This is a genomic window from Ruminococcus sp. AF17-12, from assembly GCF_003479245.1.
Classification (GTDB): Bacteria; Bacillota; Clostridia; order Lachnospirales; family Lachnospiraceae; genus Blautia_A; species Blautia_A fusiformis.
Genome location: NZ_QUGY01000001.1, coordinates 118,924 through 133,110, shown reverse-complemented (window position 1 = coordinate 133,110; position 14,187 = coordinate 118,924). Strand labels below are relative to the sequence as shown.

16 protein-coding genes are annotated in these 14,187 nt (G+C 46.7%); 13 read left to right on the top strand and 3 right to left on the bottom strand.

The features are described 5' to 3' along the window. The first annotated feature begins 88 nt into the window (after positions 1–88). From fabG to DWW77_RS00640, 7 genes are all read left to right on the top strand, one after another. Complete coding sequence (gene fabG, locus DWW77_RS00670; RefSeq protein ID WP_118607869.1) at positions 89–829, top strand: 3-oxoacyl-[acyl-carrier-protein] reductase; 741 nt, start codon at positions 89–91, stop codon at positions 827–829. 32 nt (positions 830–861) lie between these two features. Next, positions 862–2,103 carry a beta-ketoacyl-ACP synthase II gene (gene fabF, locus DWW77_RS00665; RefSeq protein ID WP_118607868.1) on the top strand — a complete coding sequence of 414 codons (1,242 nt, stop codon included), beginning with the start codon at positions 862–864 and terminating at the stop codon, positions 2,101–2,103. A 4-nt stretch (positions 2,104–2,107) separates the two neighbouring features. Then, positions 2,108–2,683, top strand: a complete 576-nt coding sequence (gene accB / locus DWW77_RS00660) for an acetyl-CoA carboxylase biotin carboxyl carrier protein (RefSeq protein WP_118607867.1) — start codon at positions 2,108–2,110, stop codon at positions 2,681–2,683. A gap of 105 nt (positions 2,684–2,788) precedes the next feature. Then, positions 2,789–3,217, top strand: a complete 429-nt coding sequence (gene fabZ, locus DWW77_RS00655) for a 3-hydroxyacyl-ACP dehydratase FabZ (RefSeq protein WP_118607866.1) — start codon at positions 2,789–2,791, stop codon at positions 3,215–3,217. Positions 3,218–3,226: 9 nt separating this feature from the next. Next, complete coding sequence (locus DWW77_RS00650; RefSeq protein WP_118607865.1) at positions 3,227–4,591, top strand: acetyl-CoA carboxylase biotin carboxylase subunit; 1,365 nt, start codon at positions 3,227–3,229, stop codon at positions 4,589–4,591. Next, positions 4,581–6,335, top strand: a complete 1,755-nt coding sequence (locus DWW77_RS00645) for an acetyl-CoA carboxylase carboxyltransferase subunit alpha (RefSeq protein WP_118607864.1) — start codon at positions 4,581–4,583, stop codon at positions 6,333–6,335. The genes DWW77_RS00650 and DWW77_RS00645 overlap by 11 nt, the downstream gene beginning before the upstream one ends. Positions 6,336–6,470: 135 nt before the next feature. Further along, positions 6,471–6,911: a MarR family winged helix-turn-helix transcriptional regulator gene (locus DWW77_RS00640; RefSeq protein WP_022427168.1), complete on the top strand. Its 441-nt coding sequence runs from the start codon at positions 6,471–6,473 to the stop codon at positions 6,909–6,911. 141 nt (positions 6,912–7,052) lie between these two features. On the opposite strand, the gene DWW77_RS00635 is transcribed toward DWW77_RS00640, so the two are convergent. Continuing rightward, on the bottom strand, positions 7,053–7,331 hold the full coding sequence (locus DWW77_RS00635) for a type II toxin-antitoxin system HicB family antitoxin (RefSeq protein WP_015525547.1): 279 nt from the start codon (positions 7,329–7,331) through the stop codon (positions 7,053–7,055). A gap of 305 nt (positions 7,332–7,636) precedes the next feature. Here DWW77_RS00635 and DWW77_RS00630 point away from each other — a divergent pair, with 305 nt between their 5' ends. The 6 genes from DWW77_RS00630 (at position 7,637) to DWW77_RS00610 (ending at position 12,716) form a co-directional block, all read left to right on the top strand. Further along, on the top strand, positions 7,637–8,080 hold the full coding sequence (locus tag DWW77_RS00630) for an HD domain-containing protein (RefSeq protein WP_118607863.1): 444 nt from the start codon (positions 7,637–7,639) through the stop codon (positions 8,078–8,080). Between the two features lie 293 nt (positions 8,081–8,373). Further along, on the top strand, positions 8,374–8,640 hold the full coding sequence (locus DWW77_RS18430; protein ID WP_330612735.1) for a cupin domain-containing protein: 267 nt from the start codon (positions 8,374–8,376) through the stop codon (positions 8,638–8,640). Continuing rightward, the gene (locus tag DWW77_RS18425) at positions 8,537–8,827 is read left to right on the top strand and encodes a helix-turn-helix transcriptional regulator (RefSeq protein ID WP_353616899.1); all 291 of its coding nucleotides are present in this window, start codon (positions 8,537–8,539) and stop codon (positions 8,825–8,827) included. Before DWW77_RS18430 ends, DWW77_RS18425 begins: the two co-directional genes overlap by 104 nt. After that, complete coding sequence (locus DWW77_RS00620) at positions 8,824–9,630, top strand: DNA-3-methyladenine glycosylase family protein (RefSeq protein WP_118607862.1); 807 nt, start codon at positions 8,824–8,826, stop codon at positions 9,628–9,630. Before DWW77_RS18425 ends, DWW77_RS00620 begins: the two co-directional genes overlap by 4 nt. Before the next feature lie 19 nt (positions 9,631–9,649). Further along, positions 9,650–10,939, top strand: a complete 1,290-nt coding sequence (locus DWW77_RS00615) for an alpha/beta hydrolase (RefSeq protein WP_330605735.1) — start codon at positions 9,650–9,652, stop codon at positions 10,937–10,939. After that, a complete protein-coding gene (locus DWW77_RS00610; RefSeq protein WP_118514102.1) occupies positions 10,905–12,716 on the top strand; it encodes a DUF6320 domain-containing protein in 1,812 nt (603 codons plus the stop codon). The genes DWW77_RS00615 and DWW77_RS00610 overlap by 35 nt, the downstream gene beginning before the upstream one ends. Before the next feature lie 209 nt (positions 12,717–12,925). Here the strand turns inward: DWW77_RS00610 and DWW77_RS00605 are convergent, their stop codons facing one another. Together DWW77_RS00605 and DWW77_RS00600 are read right to left on the bottom strand one after the other, a co-directional pair. Further along, entirely contained in the window at positions 12,926–13,459 is a 534-nt protein-coding gene (locus DWW77_RS00605; protein WP_118514100.1) for a DUF3877 family protein, read from the bottom strand. 47 nt (positions 13,460–13,506) lie between these two features. Next, positions 13,507–14,142, bottom strand: coding sequence for an endonuclease III domain-containing protein (locus tag DWW77_RS00600; protein ID WP_022427162.1), 636 nt, complete (start codon positions 14,140–14,142; stop codon positions 13,507–13,509). Positions 14,143–14,187: the final 45 nt, after the last annotated feature.

Genomic DNA, 14,187 nt, shown 5'->3' with positions numbered 1-14,187 from the left:
AAGTAAAGTTGGCATAGGGCAGCAGACAGAAATGCCAGGTAATAAATGCGGATCACGGACGACCGCATAACATCAGAAAGGAATTCATATGTCAGAGAAAAAAATCGCAGTCGTAACAGGCGGTGCACGTGGAATCGGGAAAGCCATCGCCCTGGAACTTGCAAAGGCAGGAAATCTTGTAGTGATCAATTATAACGGCTCAGAAGAAAAAGCCCGGGAAACAAAAGCAGAGATCGAGACAGCCGGTGGCCAGGCAGATATCCTGCAGTGCAATGTGGCAGATTTTGATGCATGTGAAGCTTTTTTTAAAGCCGTTGCAGAGAAATACGGACGTGTTGATATTCTGGTAAATAATGCCGGAGTTACGAAGGACGGACTTCTCATGAAAATGAGTGAGGAAGATTTTTCCAGAGTTGTTGACATCAATCTGAAAGGAACTTTCAACTGCATCCGTCATGTGTCCAGAATGATGCTGAAGCAGAGAAGCGGACGGATCATCAGCCTTTCATCGGTGGTAGGACTTCGTGGAAATGCAGGACAGGCCAATTATGCGGCATCCAAAGCCGGGATCATCGGTCTTACAAAATCCGCTGCAAAGGAGCTGGCATCCAGAGGAATCACGGTCAACGCCATTGCACCGGGATTTATCAAAACAGACATGACGGACGTGCTTTCTGACAAAGTAAAAGAAAATATTGCGGCATCTATCCCCATGGGAAGCATGGGAACAGCAGAAGACGTGGCAAAGGCAGCCGCATTTCTGGCATCTGACGATGCACGTTACATCACAGGACAGGTACTTCGCGTAGACGGCGGAATGGCAATGTAAAGGAGGCTCCCCGGAGTCAGGAGGATAGATTGATGAAAAGACGAGTAGTAGTAACAGGACTTGGAGCAGTAACACCGATCGGAAATGATGTGGAAAGCTTCTGGAACGGAGTAAAAGAAGGAAAGGTGGGGATCGGACCGATCACCCGTTTTGATACGACCGGATACAAGGCAACACTGGCAGCAGAGCTTAAAGATTTTGTGGCAAAGGATCGCATGGACCCGAGGACTGCAAGAAGAATGGAGCCTTTTTCCCAGTATGCTGTAGCAGCTGCACTGGAAGCCATGGAAAATTCCGGGCTTAAGATGGAAGAGGAAGATCCTTACATGGTAGGCGTTATCATCGGCTCCGGTGTGGGAAGCCTTCAGGCTACCGAGACCAATGAGAAGAAGCTTATGGAAAAAGGTCCTTCAAGAGTGGATCCGCTTCTTGTTCCGAAGATGATCACAAACATGGCAGCCGGAAATGTTTCTATCGCTACCGGTGCAAAGGGAAAATGTACCAACGTGGTAACAGCATGTGCGACAGGAACACATTGCATCGGAGATGCTTTTCGTGCCATTCAGTATGGTGATGCAGATGTAATGCTTGCCGGTGGTACAGAGGGAGCTGTCTGCCCTATCGGTATCGCGGGTTTTGCAAGTCTTACTGCACTGAGTACAAGTGAAGATCCGCTGCGTGCATCCATTCCGTTTGATAAAGACAGAGGCGGTTTTGTAATGGGCGAGGGTGCAGGTGTGGTTGTTCTGGAAGAATTGGAGCATGCCAAAAAGAGAAATGCCAATATCCTGGCAGAGGTTGTGGGATACGGTGCAACTGCAGACGCATTCCATATCACATCTCCGGCCGAGGACGGAAGCGGCGCCGCACGTGCTATGGAAAATGCCATGAAGGAAGCAGGTGTTGCACCGGCGCAGGTAGATTATATCAATGCACACGGAACCGGAACACATCACAATGACCTGTTTGAAACAAGAGCTATCAAGCTTGCGTTTAAGGACGCTGCCAAGGATGTAAAGATCAATTCCACAAAATCCATGGTGGGCCATCTTCTTGGCGCAGCAGGAGCTGTTGAGTTTATCGTATGCGTAAAATCCATTCTGGACGGATTTATCCATCAGACAGTGGGAACAACAGAAACAGATGAGGAACTTGATCTGAACTATATGATCGGCGCTCCGTCAAAACAGGAAGTTCGTTATGCAATGAGCAATTCCCTTGGTTTTGGAGGACACAACGGAACATTGCTTGTAAAGAAGTATGAGGAGGACTGAACCTATGGAATTTAACCAGATCCTTGAACTGATCGATCACGTATCTGCATCAGAGCTTACTGCCTTTACATATGAGACAGCAGATCTGACCTTAAGTATGGAACACGGAAAGCCGCAGATCATCCAGGGTGTTATGGGGGAAACTGTGGAAAACATTCCGGCAGCAGGAATGACCGGTGGAAAAGTCCGCAGGGCAGTGAATACAGCACCGGCGGCAGGCAAAGATCCTGTGGTGCCGGCCTCAACAGATGAAATGGCAGTGACAGGAAAAACTGTGGCAGAAGCACAGGGAGTGAAAGGTACTGAGCAGTCAGAAGCCGCACCACAGAGCGGGGAAGATCAGACAGGCAGCCTGGTAACATCTCCGCTGGTAGGAACCTTCTATGCTGCACCGTCCCAGGATCTTCCGCCTTACGTTCAGGTGGGAGACAAGGTAAAAAAAGGCCAGGTTCTTGCAATTGTGGAAGCTATGAAGCTGATGAATGAGATCGAAAGCGATTTTGACGGCGAGATCGCAGAAATCTATGTGGAGAACGGACAGCCGGTAGAATACGGTCAGAAGCTTTTCCGTATCCGATAAGTACCTTCAGATCAGAATCAGAGAATAAGAGAGAGTATTCCGGGGAAAAAGAATGCAGATCATGTGATCGGTGGTTTTCTCCGGGATTTTACAGGAGGACAGAGAATGAAGCATCTTGATGTAAAACAGATCGAAGAGATCATTCCACACAGACATCCGTTTCTGCTTGTGGACTATATTGAAGATTATGAGCCGGGTGAATTTGCTGTCGGATATAAATGTGTGACCTTCCGCGAGGATTTTTTCCGGGGACATTTTCCCCAGGAGCCGGTAATGCCGGGTGTTCTGATGGTAGAAGCGCTGGCACAGGTGGGTGCGGTAGCCATTCTTTCCCTGGATGATATGAAGGGAAAAACCGCTTATTTCGGAGGCATCAACAAGTGTAAATTCCGCAGAAAGGTAGCTCCGGGAGACAAGCTCCGTCTTGAAACAAAGATCATCCGCAGAAAGGGTCCTGTAGGCATTGGTTCCGCAGTGGCATCTGTGGATGGAGAGGTTGCCGTAGAGGCAGAGCTTACATTTATGATCGGGTAAGGTGATTGTATGATTCGAAAGTTACTGATCGCCAACAGAGGCGAGATCGCGGTGCGTATTATCCGTGCCTGCAGAGAAATGGGAATTGCCACAGTGGCGGTTTATTCTGAGGCAGATGAGGAAAGCCTTCACACACAGCTGGCGGACGAAGCAATCTGTATCGGACCGGGGCCATCTGCACAGAGTTATCTGAATATGGAACAGATCATCAGCGCAACCATGGTTTCCGGTGCGGATGCCATTCATCCTGGATTTGGCTTTCTTTCTGAAAATGCCAGATTTGCGGAGCTCTGTGAAAAATGCGGGATCACATTTGTGGGTCCGCCATCAAAGGTCATCCGCATGCTTGGCAACAAAAAAATTGCAAGAAGCACTATGATCGCAGCTGGTGTTCCGGTAGTTCCGGGCAGCGAAGGGGATGTGGAGGATATTGAAACCGGTCTTAAGGAAGCCGAGAGGATCGGTTATCCGGTGATCATCAAGGCAGCTCTTGGCGGCGGCGGAAAAGGCATGCGTGTGGCAAATACACCGGAGGAATTTCCGGAAGCCTATGCAACTGCCAGAAAAGAGTCTGAGATCGCTTTTGGCGACGGTACTATGTATATTGAACATTTTGTGGTAAATCCGAGACATATTGAGTTTCAGATCCTTGCAGACAGCTTCGGAAATGTGATCCATCTGGGAGAGCGTGACTGTTCCATCCAGAGGAATCATCAGAAGATGATCGAGGAATCTCCAAGTGCTGCAGTTTCTCCGGAATTAAGAGAAAAAATGGGCCATGCGGCGGTGACGGCGGCGAAAGCAGCCGGTTATGTAAATGCGGGAACGATCGAATTCCTTCTGGAACCGGATGGAAGATTCTGGTTTATGGAAATGAATACAAGGATCCAGGTGGAGCATCCGGTGACAGAGTGGGTGACAGGGATCGATCTTGTAAAGGAGCAGCTGAAGATCGCTTCCGGAATGCCTCTTGAGATCGCTCAGGAGGATGTCCGGATCCAGGGACACGCCATTGAGTGCAGGATCAATGCTGAAAATCCTCAGAAAAATTTCCGTCCTTCGCCGGGAACTATCCAGGGAGCGCATTTTCCGGGAGGAAACGGGATCCGTGTGGATACCTGTGTGTATAACGGCTGTAAGATTCCGCCTTATTATGATTCCATGCTTGCGAAGCTGATCGTTCATGCAGGGAACCGGAAAGAAGCCATTGCAAAAATGCAGAGCGCTCTTGGTGAGGTGATCATTGACGGAATCGATACAAATATTGACTATCAGTACGAAATCCTGAAAGATGAGGATTATCAGTCCGGAAACTTTGACACTGGCTTTCTTGCCAGCCATATCATTGCGGGAGTGAAGATCAATGAGAATTAAGCACATGTTCAAAAAAACAGTCAGGGATATCCGGGGTGAGGAACAGGAAAACACTCCGGAGGTGCCGAATAACCTGATGCGTAAATGCAACGCCTGCAAAGCGGCGGTTTTTGTAGACGAGGTAAAGCAGAATCAATACATCTGTCCCCACTGCGGAAATTATTTCCATGTACCCGCTTACCGTCGAATCAAAATGATCGCAGACAGAAAGAGCTTTGTGGAGTGGGATGCTCACATGGAAGAACAGAATCCCCTTCAGTACAGAGGCTATGAAGAAAAGCTTCAGGGGCTTCGTGAAAAGACAGGGCTTGATGAGGCTGTAGTTACCGGAAAGTGTACTATAAAAGGGATACCTGTGGCACTTGGTGTCTGTGACTGCCGTTTCATGATGTCCAGTATGGGAGAAGTCGTGGGAGAAAAGATCACCCGGGCTTTTGAACGTGCCACAGAGGAGAAACTGCCGGTAATCCTCTATATCTGTTCCGGCGGTGCCAGAATGCAGGAGGGCCTGGTATCTCTGATGCAGATGGCAAAAACCAGTATGGCAATCCGGAAGCACAGCGATGCCGGACTTCTCTATGTGCCGGTCCTCACAGACCCGACAACAGGCGGCGTGACTGCAAGCTTTGCCATGCTGGGAGATATTATCCTGGCAGAGCCGAAAGCGCTGATCGGTTTTGCTGGTCCCAGAGTGATCGAACAGACCATCGGGCAAAAGCTTCCCAAAGGCTTCCAGAGAGCTGAATTTCTTCTGGAACACGGCTTTGTGGACAAGATCGTAAAGCGTGAGGAGCAGAGGATCGTATTGGCAGATATTCTGAGATTACATCAGAATAAAGTCCTGAATAATGTACAGTCCGATAATACAGACATTAAAAACAGGATCAATCATGACAATAAGGAATCAATGGAAACTGTTGAGGAAGATAATGCGATCTGGCCGGACTTCGCCCCATCCGGAGATTTCACTCCCTGGGAACATGTCCAGCTTGCCAGAGCCAAAACACGCCCTACAGGAAAGGATTACATCGAAGCACTTTTTGACGATTTCATGGAATTTCACGGAGACCGTCACTGTGGTGATGATCCGGCAGTGATCGGTGGTGTGGCATTTTTCCACGGACAGCCGGTAACTGTTCTTGCACAGGAAAAAGGAGAGGGTACAAAGGAAAACATTGTCCGGAATTTCGGAATGGTTTCTCCGGAGGGGTACTGGAAATCCCTGCGTCTGATGCAGCAGGCAGAGAAATTTCACCGTCCGGTGATCTGTCTTGTAGATACACCAGGTGCATTCTGCGGGTTAGAAGCAGAGGAACGTGGACAGGGTGAAGCCATTGCTAAAAATCTCTATACACTGGCAGGTCTCACAGTGCCGGTGCTTTCCGTTGTGATCGGTGAAGGTGGAAGCGGAGGTGCCCTTGCCCTGGCTGTGGCAGATGAGGTATGGATGCTGGAGCATTCCGTTTATTCCATCCTGTCCCCGGAGGGCTTTGCCTCCATTCTCTGGAAAGACAGCAAAAAGGCGAAGGAAGCAGCAGCGGTGATGAAGCTCACAGCTGCAGACCTTTACCAGATGGGGATGATCGAGCATGTGATCCCGGAAGCAGAGCCTGTAAGCCGTGAGAACATAAATGATATTGCAGGTTATCTGGAAAACGGAATTGCGGATTTTCTTGAGAAATATGGCGAAGAAGAGTCGGAGAAGCTTCTGGAACATCGCTATGAACGTTTCCGGAAAATGTAGAAGCAATAAGTGCAGTGATTTTGTATTCCGCAAAGTAAAAATCCAGTGGAAAAAATGCCATATTTATGTTACGATGGCTTCATAAACAGAGAACCGGAGAAGCCTTTTTACTCCGGAGAAACAGGAGCGGGTAGAGTGGACAATCGGGAAGTTATAAATGACGTGCTGGTGAATCTGTTCAATGAGATCCTCCGACTGGAGGAGGAAGCCATCATCACAGATAAATATAAAGATATTTCCAACAATGATATGCACATTATCGAGGCTGTAGGTCTTGGAGGAGGGAACATGTCCTCCATTGCAGCTAAGCTTAAGATCACTGTAGGCTCCCTCACAACATCTATGAACAGTCTTGTAAAAAAAGGCTATGTGAAGAGAGAACGAAGTGAGAAGGACCGGCGTGTGGTATTTATCCAGCTTACAAATAAGGGACGTATGGCATATCATCATCATGCGGAGTTTCACAGGCAGATGACAGAAGCGGTGATCGCAGAGCTGAATGAGAATGAGACAGAAGTGCTGGTAAAAGCACTGGACGGACTGCGTAAATTTTTCAGACAGTATCATGAACAATAAAGAAACGTATAATAAAAGCATCCGGATCGGTAATAAAGGACAATTACCGATCCGGATGCTTTTTGCATAACAGGCATTTTCAACACGGACATTTATTGAAAATAATATTAAATGTCGCCTTTGTTTTTGTGATATGGGAGTTTATTCGTCCCAGCCATCCTGGAAGCGGATATTTACAGAGATATTGCGGACAACGTCTCCCTCCTGAAGCTCCAGATCGCTCTCATCGGAAACCGGAGGAAGCTTTCCCTCAAATTCCATAAGCTCTGTGTAGATCCAGTCGTATGCAGCTGCATTGGCATTTTCGATGGCATCATCCAGCGTGTCACCGTTGGCTTCACAGCAGGCAAGATCCGGGAAAAAAGCATTGTATTTTTTGTCCTCTGTGGGACGGAAAACTGCGGGATATATAAATTTCATAGGTAAGATTCCTTTCTTTTTTAAAATGAAGTGACCCGTGTAATACCACGAATATGAATAGTTTTACCTGACCAGGATAAGTATATACCAATTTCAGAATGAGGGCAAGCGAGTTCATGACCGAACGAAAGATCCAAATAAGAACGGCAGAGTTTTGAGAATATTATAATCAGAAAATTGTCGTATATAAGTAAAAATGATAGATATATAAAACTTTTTATCCTTGTATGTAGGAAATATAGATGCTATACTGTGTAATACAGAGTATGAACGGGGGTTCGAAAGACCTGACGGGAGGCACAGCTATGATTTATACAGCTTTGACGAAAAAAGCTATGAAGGTGGCATACGAGGCACATCATGGACAGACAGATCGAAGCGGGACACCTTATATCTTTCATCCATTTCATGTAGCGGAGCAAATGGATGATGAACTCAGTGTATGTACGGCACTTCTGCACGATGTGATAGAAGATACAGAAATCACATTTGAGGATCTTACCGGAGAATTTCCGGAAGAGGTTGTGGAGGCATTACGTTGTCTTACAAGAGATAAGAATAAGAATTATTTTGATTATATCCGGAATCTTCGGAAAAATCCGATCGCAAAAAAAGTGAAGCAGGCTGATCTGCTCCACAATTCTGATGTAACACGTCTTTCTGACTGCGAAAATATGTCTGCTGAACAGATATCACGGCTGCATGGAAGATATAAACGGGCTTTGGAGATACTTCATGATGCCAGGTGATATTATTTTCGCACAAGTCATTTATTGATCCTTATTCAGTTTTTTCATGCGCATGGTCCACACAAAATATCCGTGACCTCAGATATTATTGTGGATCTTCTTAGCGGAAGTATGGATTTCTTGCATTGATCTCCATGTAGCATTTGATCGCATATTTGATAAATTCTATGATTTTTTTCATTTTGTTTTCCTCCTCTTTTCTTTAACTTACAAATGCATTATAATAAACTCTCGGAAATATTACGTGCCAAAAACACAGAAAAAGTAGTCAAATATTGCGGAGAGAAAAATCTATGTTTCCAGTGTACGAAGAAAAAAAGAAGAATCTCCATATTCATCTGCGGACCTCAGCCCATGCTTCACCCCATCTTCATAACTCCATAGAGTTTATCTATATCACAGAGGGAACTCTGGAGCTTGGTATGGGACAGGAGCTTTATCATATGGAGGAGGGAGATGTCTCTGGATCGGATGGCCAGAGATCTGGGCATCAGCAGGTTCACATTGTCCAGAGTTTTTTCCGGAACCTTTCACCGGAATTTCAATCAGTTTCTCAATGAGCAGCGACTGAATTATGTGACGATCCATCTGGAATGTAGTGATGAAAGTATTACGGATATCTGTATGAATGCGGGATTTGAAAGTCAGAGGACTTTTAACCGGGTATTCCGGGAACGGTACCGGATGACACCAAGAGAATACAGGACATTATATAAGGAAAAATCTTTACGAGAGGAACAGACATGATCACAGTAGAACTGGAACATTTCAGCCTTGATAAAATATGCGATTCCGGACAGTGTTTCCGGATGAAAAAGCTTGGAGACGGACATTTTTCCATGGTGGCGGGAGACCAGTATCTGGAAATGCATCAGGAAGACGGAGTGGTGGAATTTTGCTGCTCTCAGGAGGAGTTTATCTGTTACTGGGTGCTTTATTTTGATCTGGATACGGATTATGAAGCTTACATGAATGCGGCTAATCCACGGGATAAATATCTGGGCGCCGCAATAAAAGCAGGAGACGGGATACGGATATTAAGACAGGATCTCTGGGAAATGATAGTTACGTTTCTGATATCTCAGCAGAACAATATCAAGCGTATCCGCAAATGTATCGAAACTATCTGCCGGAAATACGGAGAGCGAAAAATTTCATCTACAGGTGTGGAATACTACGCTTTTCCGACTGTAGAGGCGCTGAGTCAGGCAACGGAAGGGGAGTTAAGAGGATGCGGCCTGGGATACCGGGCAAAATATATCGCAGTAACGGCCAGGACCATTGCATCCGGCCAGATCTCTCTGGAAAAAATCTATGATATGCGTTACCATCCGGCAAAGAAGGAGCTGATGAAGCTCTGTGGTGTGGGAGAAAAGGTAGCTGAGTGTATCTGCCTGTTTGCACTGCATCATATGGATGCTTTTCCCATAGATACCCACATCCGTCAGGTCATGGACGTGCATTACAAAAGAGGATTTCCCAACCGCAGATACAGAGGAATGCGTGGGATCATGCAGCAGTATATTTTTTACTATGACTTGTACTCATAGACTGCGGATGCTATCATAGGTGAAAATAAAGGAAAAATCCACGGAGGAAAAAGTAATCAGAAAATATTTACTGCGATTGAGACAACCACGTATAAAAAAGAAAGAAAACAGATATTATATCCGGGGCTATAAGGGAACGGAAGTGATCATCCGTACAGATCATGAGATTCTGAAGAGGATTGCCTACAGGCGTACCTGCGTGAAACAAGTCTGCATTCCTGGAAGATATGGAACAGAAACAAAATATATCTATACAAGAAAAGAAAACAGAAGAAGCCGCCCGGTCATAGTTCCGGGCATTCCGACCGGGAGAGAAACTGCTATGCCACGTGCCGTGCGGACAGTGCTCCATGCTCTTTCCTATGGCGGGATCGAAGTGGAGGCTTCCAGAAAGCTGGCAGATCTTAAGAAGATGGATCCTATGAGGATCTTTTACAGGACACTGGATGCGGAAGTTTATAACGGAGACTATAAAGTGCCGATCCGTCTGTTTTTTCCAACAGAAGAGGACATGGAAAACGGTGCCGCCTCCGGAAAAAAACCACCAGTGATCCTGTTTTTCCATGGCGGTGGCTGGGTTACGGAAAGTGTAGAGAATTATCAGCGGGTTTGTGCCAGAATGGCACAGTCTACCGGTCAGATCGTGGCGTCTGTTGAATACAGGCTGGCACCGGAATACCGTTTCCCGGTGGGACTGATGGATTGTTATGCAGCTGCGAAGATTTTCTACACCAATCGTTTTCTTCTGAATACGGATCCGGATCGTATCACCATTATGGGAGATAGTGCAGGCGGAAATCTGGCAGCGGCTGTATGTATGATGGCCAGAGACCGCGGAGAATTTTTTCCGAAAAAACAGATCCTTATTTATCCGGCACTGAACAACTGTTATACGGAAGACTCTCCTTTTGAATCCGTAAAAACAAACGGAACCGGCTATCTTCTCACAGCAGAGAAGATGGAAGATTATCTGAAACTCTATGAGAGTTGTCCGGAAGACAGGAGGAATCCATATTTTGCGCCGATCCTGGAGAAGGATCTTCGAAATATGCCGGATACACTGATACTTACCGCTGAGTTCGATCCTCTTCGAGATGAAGGAGAGGCATTTGGTGAAAAGCTGAAGGAAGCGGGAAATCGTGTGGAAGTGCACAGGATCGCAGGTGCGTTTCATGGGTATTTTGCACTGGGAATCAAATTTCTGCATGTGCAGGAGAGCTTTGCATATGTAAATCGTTTTCTGGAAACAGAGGAACAGGAAGAAGGAAAGCATCATGAAGAACGAATATGCACAGTGGAGAAAACTTGACAACGCGGCGCTGGCGTTCCCGGCGGTGACAGGAAAGAATGACACCAGGGTATTTCGTTTTTACTGTGAACTGAAAGAAGAGATAAAAGAAGAAACACTGCAGGAAGCCCTGGAGAGGACACTGGAAAAATATCCTCTTTTCCGTGCAGTTTTAAGAAAGGGACTGTTCTGGTTTTATCTGGAGAGACGTGATATTCCGGCAGTGGTAAAGAAAGAAGCAGGTGCACCCTGCAGCGGACTTTATATTCCGGACAAAAAAACGCTTCTTTTTCGGGTGAGCTATTATAAGAACAGGATCAACTTCGAGGTATTTCATGCGCTGACGGATGGAACGGGAGCCATGCATTTTCTGATGGAGCTGGTGAAAAATTATCTTCAGGAGACACACCCATCCGCAGAGCTTCCAGAGCTTTTTCCGGATGAGAACATTACGGGCAGGGATATGGAGGAGGACAGCTTTTCTCAGTATTATTCCTCCGATGCGCCAAGAAAGAGAGAGTCCAAGAAGCCTGCCTTCCAGCTAAAAGGTGAGAAGCTCAGGCAGGAGGATATGAGTATCACGGAAGTCTGTATTCCGGTAAAAGAGATCCACGCCCGTGCAAAAGCGGCCGGTGTGTCGATCACGGTTTTTCTTACGGCAACACTTATCTGGGCGATCCATGAAGAAGTGCCTCAGAATCAGGTGAAAAAGCCCATTGGTCTGATGATCCCGGTAAATTTGAGAAATTATTTTCCATCCCGGTCTATGGCAAATTTCTTCGGATGGATTGAGATAAGCTGTTATTTTCAGTCTGATACAGCCTTTGAGGATATTTTGAAATCCGTAAAGGAGCAGTTTGCAAAGGAACTGAGTAAGGACGTGATCGAAGCAAAGCTTAATGATCTCGTAAGCCTGGAGAAGAATCCGATCCTGCGTCTGGTACCACTGGAGATCAAAACCCCGTTTCTTCTTGCCGGGACGACCCTGGGAGGAAGGTCAATCACGGCGATCTATTCCAATGTGGGGATCATCCGGATGCCGGAGGAATATCGGAAATATATTCAGAGATTCGGACTTTTTGCAAGCACGGATAGTCTGCAGCTGTGTTCCTGTTCTTTTGGTGATGAGATGGTTTTGAGTTTTACGTCCAAGATCCCCAATGGAAATATTGAGCGGAATTTTGTGGAGAGACTGAAAAATGAGCAGGTGTCCTGTACAATTCGGGAGAATGATCTTCCAGGACAGAAAGAGGAGCAGAAGCAGCAGATGAAGATTTTTGAAAGCTTTACATTTCTGTGTATTGTGCTGGCTGTGGTATGTAATCTGATCGATTATCTGCTGGATGGTCATATAGGCTGGGCCTGGTTTGTGACTGCAGGGGCGTTCTGCACCTGGCTGATGGTTTCAGTGGCTTATGTGAAGCGGAGGAATCTCCTAAAGAATGAGATGTGGCAGCTGGTGATCGCAGCTGTTGCAGGAGTGCTTTGGGATGTGTTTACCGGCTGGCGTGGCTGGTCTGTGGATTATCTGCTTCCTCTGGCTGCGCTTGCTGTGATCTGCTCCATGTGGGTGATCACTGCGGTACAGAAGCTGGAGGTGGCGGAGTATATGATCTATCTTCTGGAAGCAGGAGCTTTCGGAGGAGTGATTCCTGTGATCCTGTTGGTTGCCGGTGTGGTGACGGTGCTGTATCCGTCGCTGATCTGCATATGCGTCAGTTTCCTGATGCTGGTATGGCTGTTTCTGTTTAAGAGGAAAGATATGGTGCGGGAGATGCAGAAGAAGTTCCGGGCATAGAAAATAAAAACAACCGTCGATCTGCAGAGGATTTTTTGAACGCAGATCGCGAAGCGACTGCGTTCATGAGCAAGTAGCGAAGCGGATTGCGAATGTCCGCTTTACGATCTGTCTGCAGACCGGCGGTTTTTTAATCAAATCCAGGAAATCTCCTGCAGGGTTGCGAAAAGCAATAAGCAGTGTGTGGAAACTTGTCCGGTGTTCTAAGATCAGAATCCGAAATCTTCATAGTCCTCCGGTGTAAACTTATGATAGATCATATGCTCACCCTCCAGGGACAGACAATACCGGTAGTCATCTGGGATCCCGTCTTCGAAATATACAAGATAATCAAATCCGGTTCCGGTTGTTTTTTCTACGTGTACATGGTCGGAATAAGCGTGAAAAACGTCCATCACTTCATCCAGAGTACAGCCATGACGGGCAACTGTGCCTATAAAGCGTACCAGAAATTCACTTGGCTTTCGGTTTTCGTGAACGTAGTCCGAGGCCTGAGGCGGCAGGGTGATGCAGAAACGTCCGTTTTTGGAAGAAGCTGTTACCTTTCCAAGACGGTCACAGGCATAATCTGAGAATTCTTCCATTGCATGCTGCATTTCTTCTTCCGTAAGCTCTGTGCCAAGAAGGCGGTTCAGAGACTGCAGCGGATAATAAAAACGGGTGACTCCGCTCATGTATCCGATCTTTACCTGTTGTTCCTGGATCATGTCCAGGAGATTATTTTCCAGTTTTTTGAAATTCATTATGTTTTTCCTTTCCGGGGTCTGAAGGTTTATTGAACTGCATACATTCAAATCCCATTTTTTTCGCAGATATCATTGAGACAGCAGCGGTCACAGTAAGGTTTTGTCCGCGCTGTACAGACTTCTCTTCCATGATTGACAAGACGGTGGCAGAGATCATTGCCTTCTTCCGGAGGGATGATCTTCCAGAGAGCCATTTCCACCTTTTTCGGATCCTTCATGTCATGGACAAGGCCGATGCGGTTGGAAAGGCGGATACAGTGAGTATCTGTTACAATGGCAGGCTTGCCGAATACGTCACCCATGATCAGGTTTGCGCTTTTTCGGCCCACACCGGGAAGCTTCAGAAGTGCGTTAAAGTCTTCCGGTACCTTGTCGTGATACTGTTCGTGGAGAATGCGCATACAGGCGCTGATATCCCGGGCTTTGCTTTTTCCAAGGCCGCAGGGACGTACAATGGCTTCGATCGCTTCCGGCTCTGCAGCTGCCAGGGCTGCCACATCCGGGTATTTTGCATAGAGATCCTGAACTACTACATTGACTCGGGCATCGGTACACTGAGCTGCCAGACGGACACTTACAAGAAGCTTCCAGGCATCATCATAATCCAGTGTACAGTCTGCATCAGGATATTCCTTTTTTAAACGGCTGATAACTTCATAGGCCAGTTCCTGTGTTGTCATTTGTATATGAACCATCCTTTCAATTTCGGTTATATTACTGAACTA

What these genes read in the sequence shown, in the direction of transcription:
- fabG (WP_118607869.1), top strand. Translation starts at nt 89, where the DNA reads ATGTCAGAGAAAAAAATCGCAGTCGTAACAGGCGGTGCACGTGGAATC.
- fabF (WP_118607868.1), top strand. Translation starts at nt 862, where the DNA reads ATGAAAAGACGAGTAGTAGTAACAGGACTTGGAGCAGTAACACCGATC.
- accB (WP_118607867.1), top strand. Translation starts at nt 2,108, where the DNA reads ATGGAATTTAACCAGATCCTTGAACTGATCGATCACGTATCTGCATCA.
- fabZ (WP_118607866.1), top strand. Translation starts at nt 2,789, where the DNA reads ATGAAGCATCTTGATGTAAAACAGATCGAAGAGATCATTCCACACAGA.
- DWW77_RS00650 (WP_118607865.1), top strand. Translation starts at nt 3,227, where the DNA reads ATGATTCGAAAGTTACTGATCGCCAACAGAGGCGAGATCGCGGTGCGT.
- DWW77_RS00645 (WP_118607864.1), top strand. Translation starts at nt 4,581, where the DNA reads ATGAGAATTAAGCACATGTTCAAAAAAACAGTCAGGGATATCCGGGGT.
- DWW77_RS00635 (WP_015525547.1), bottom strand. Translation starts at nt 7,331, where the DNA reads ATGAAATTTATATATCCCGCAGTTTTCCGTCCCACAGAGGACAAAAAA.
- DWW77_RS00630 (WP_118607863.1), top strand. Translation starts at nt 7,637, where the DNA reads ATGATTTATACAGCTTTGACGAAAAAAGCTATGAAGGTGGCATACGAG.
- DWW77_RS18430 (WP_330612735.1), top strand. Translation starts at nt 8,374, where the DNA reads ATGTTTCCAGTGTACGAAGAAAAAAAGAAGAATCTCCATATTCATCTG.
- DWW77_RS18425 (WP_353616899.1), top strand. Translation starts at nt 8,537, where the DNA reads ATGTCTCTGGATCGGATGGCCAGAGATCTGGGCATCAGCAGGTTCACA.
- DWW77_RS00620 (WP_118607862.1), top strand. Translation starts at nt 8,824, where the DNA reads ATGATCACAGTAGAACTGGAACATTTCAGCCTTGATAAAATATGCGAT.
- DWW77_RS00610 (WP_118514102.1), top strand. Translation starts at nt 10,905, where the DNA reads ATGAAGAACGAATATGCACAGTGGAGAAAACTTGACAACGCGGCGCTG.
- DWW77_RS00605 (WP_118514100.1), bottom strand. Translation starts at nt 13,459, where the DNA reads ATGAATTTCAAAAAACTGGAAAATAATCTCCTGGACATGATCCAGGAA.
- DWW77_RS00600 (WP_022427162.1), bottom strand. Translation starts at nt 14,142, where the DNA reads ATGACAACACAGGAACTGGCCTATGAAGTTATCAGCCGTTTAAAAAAG.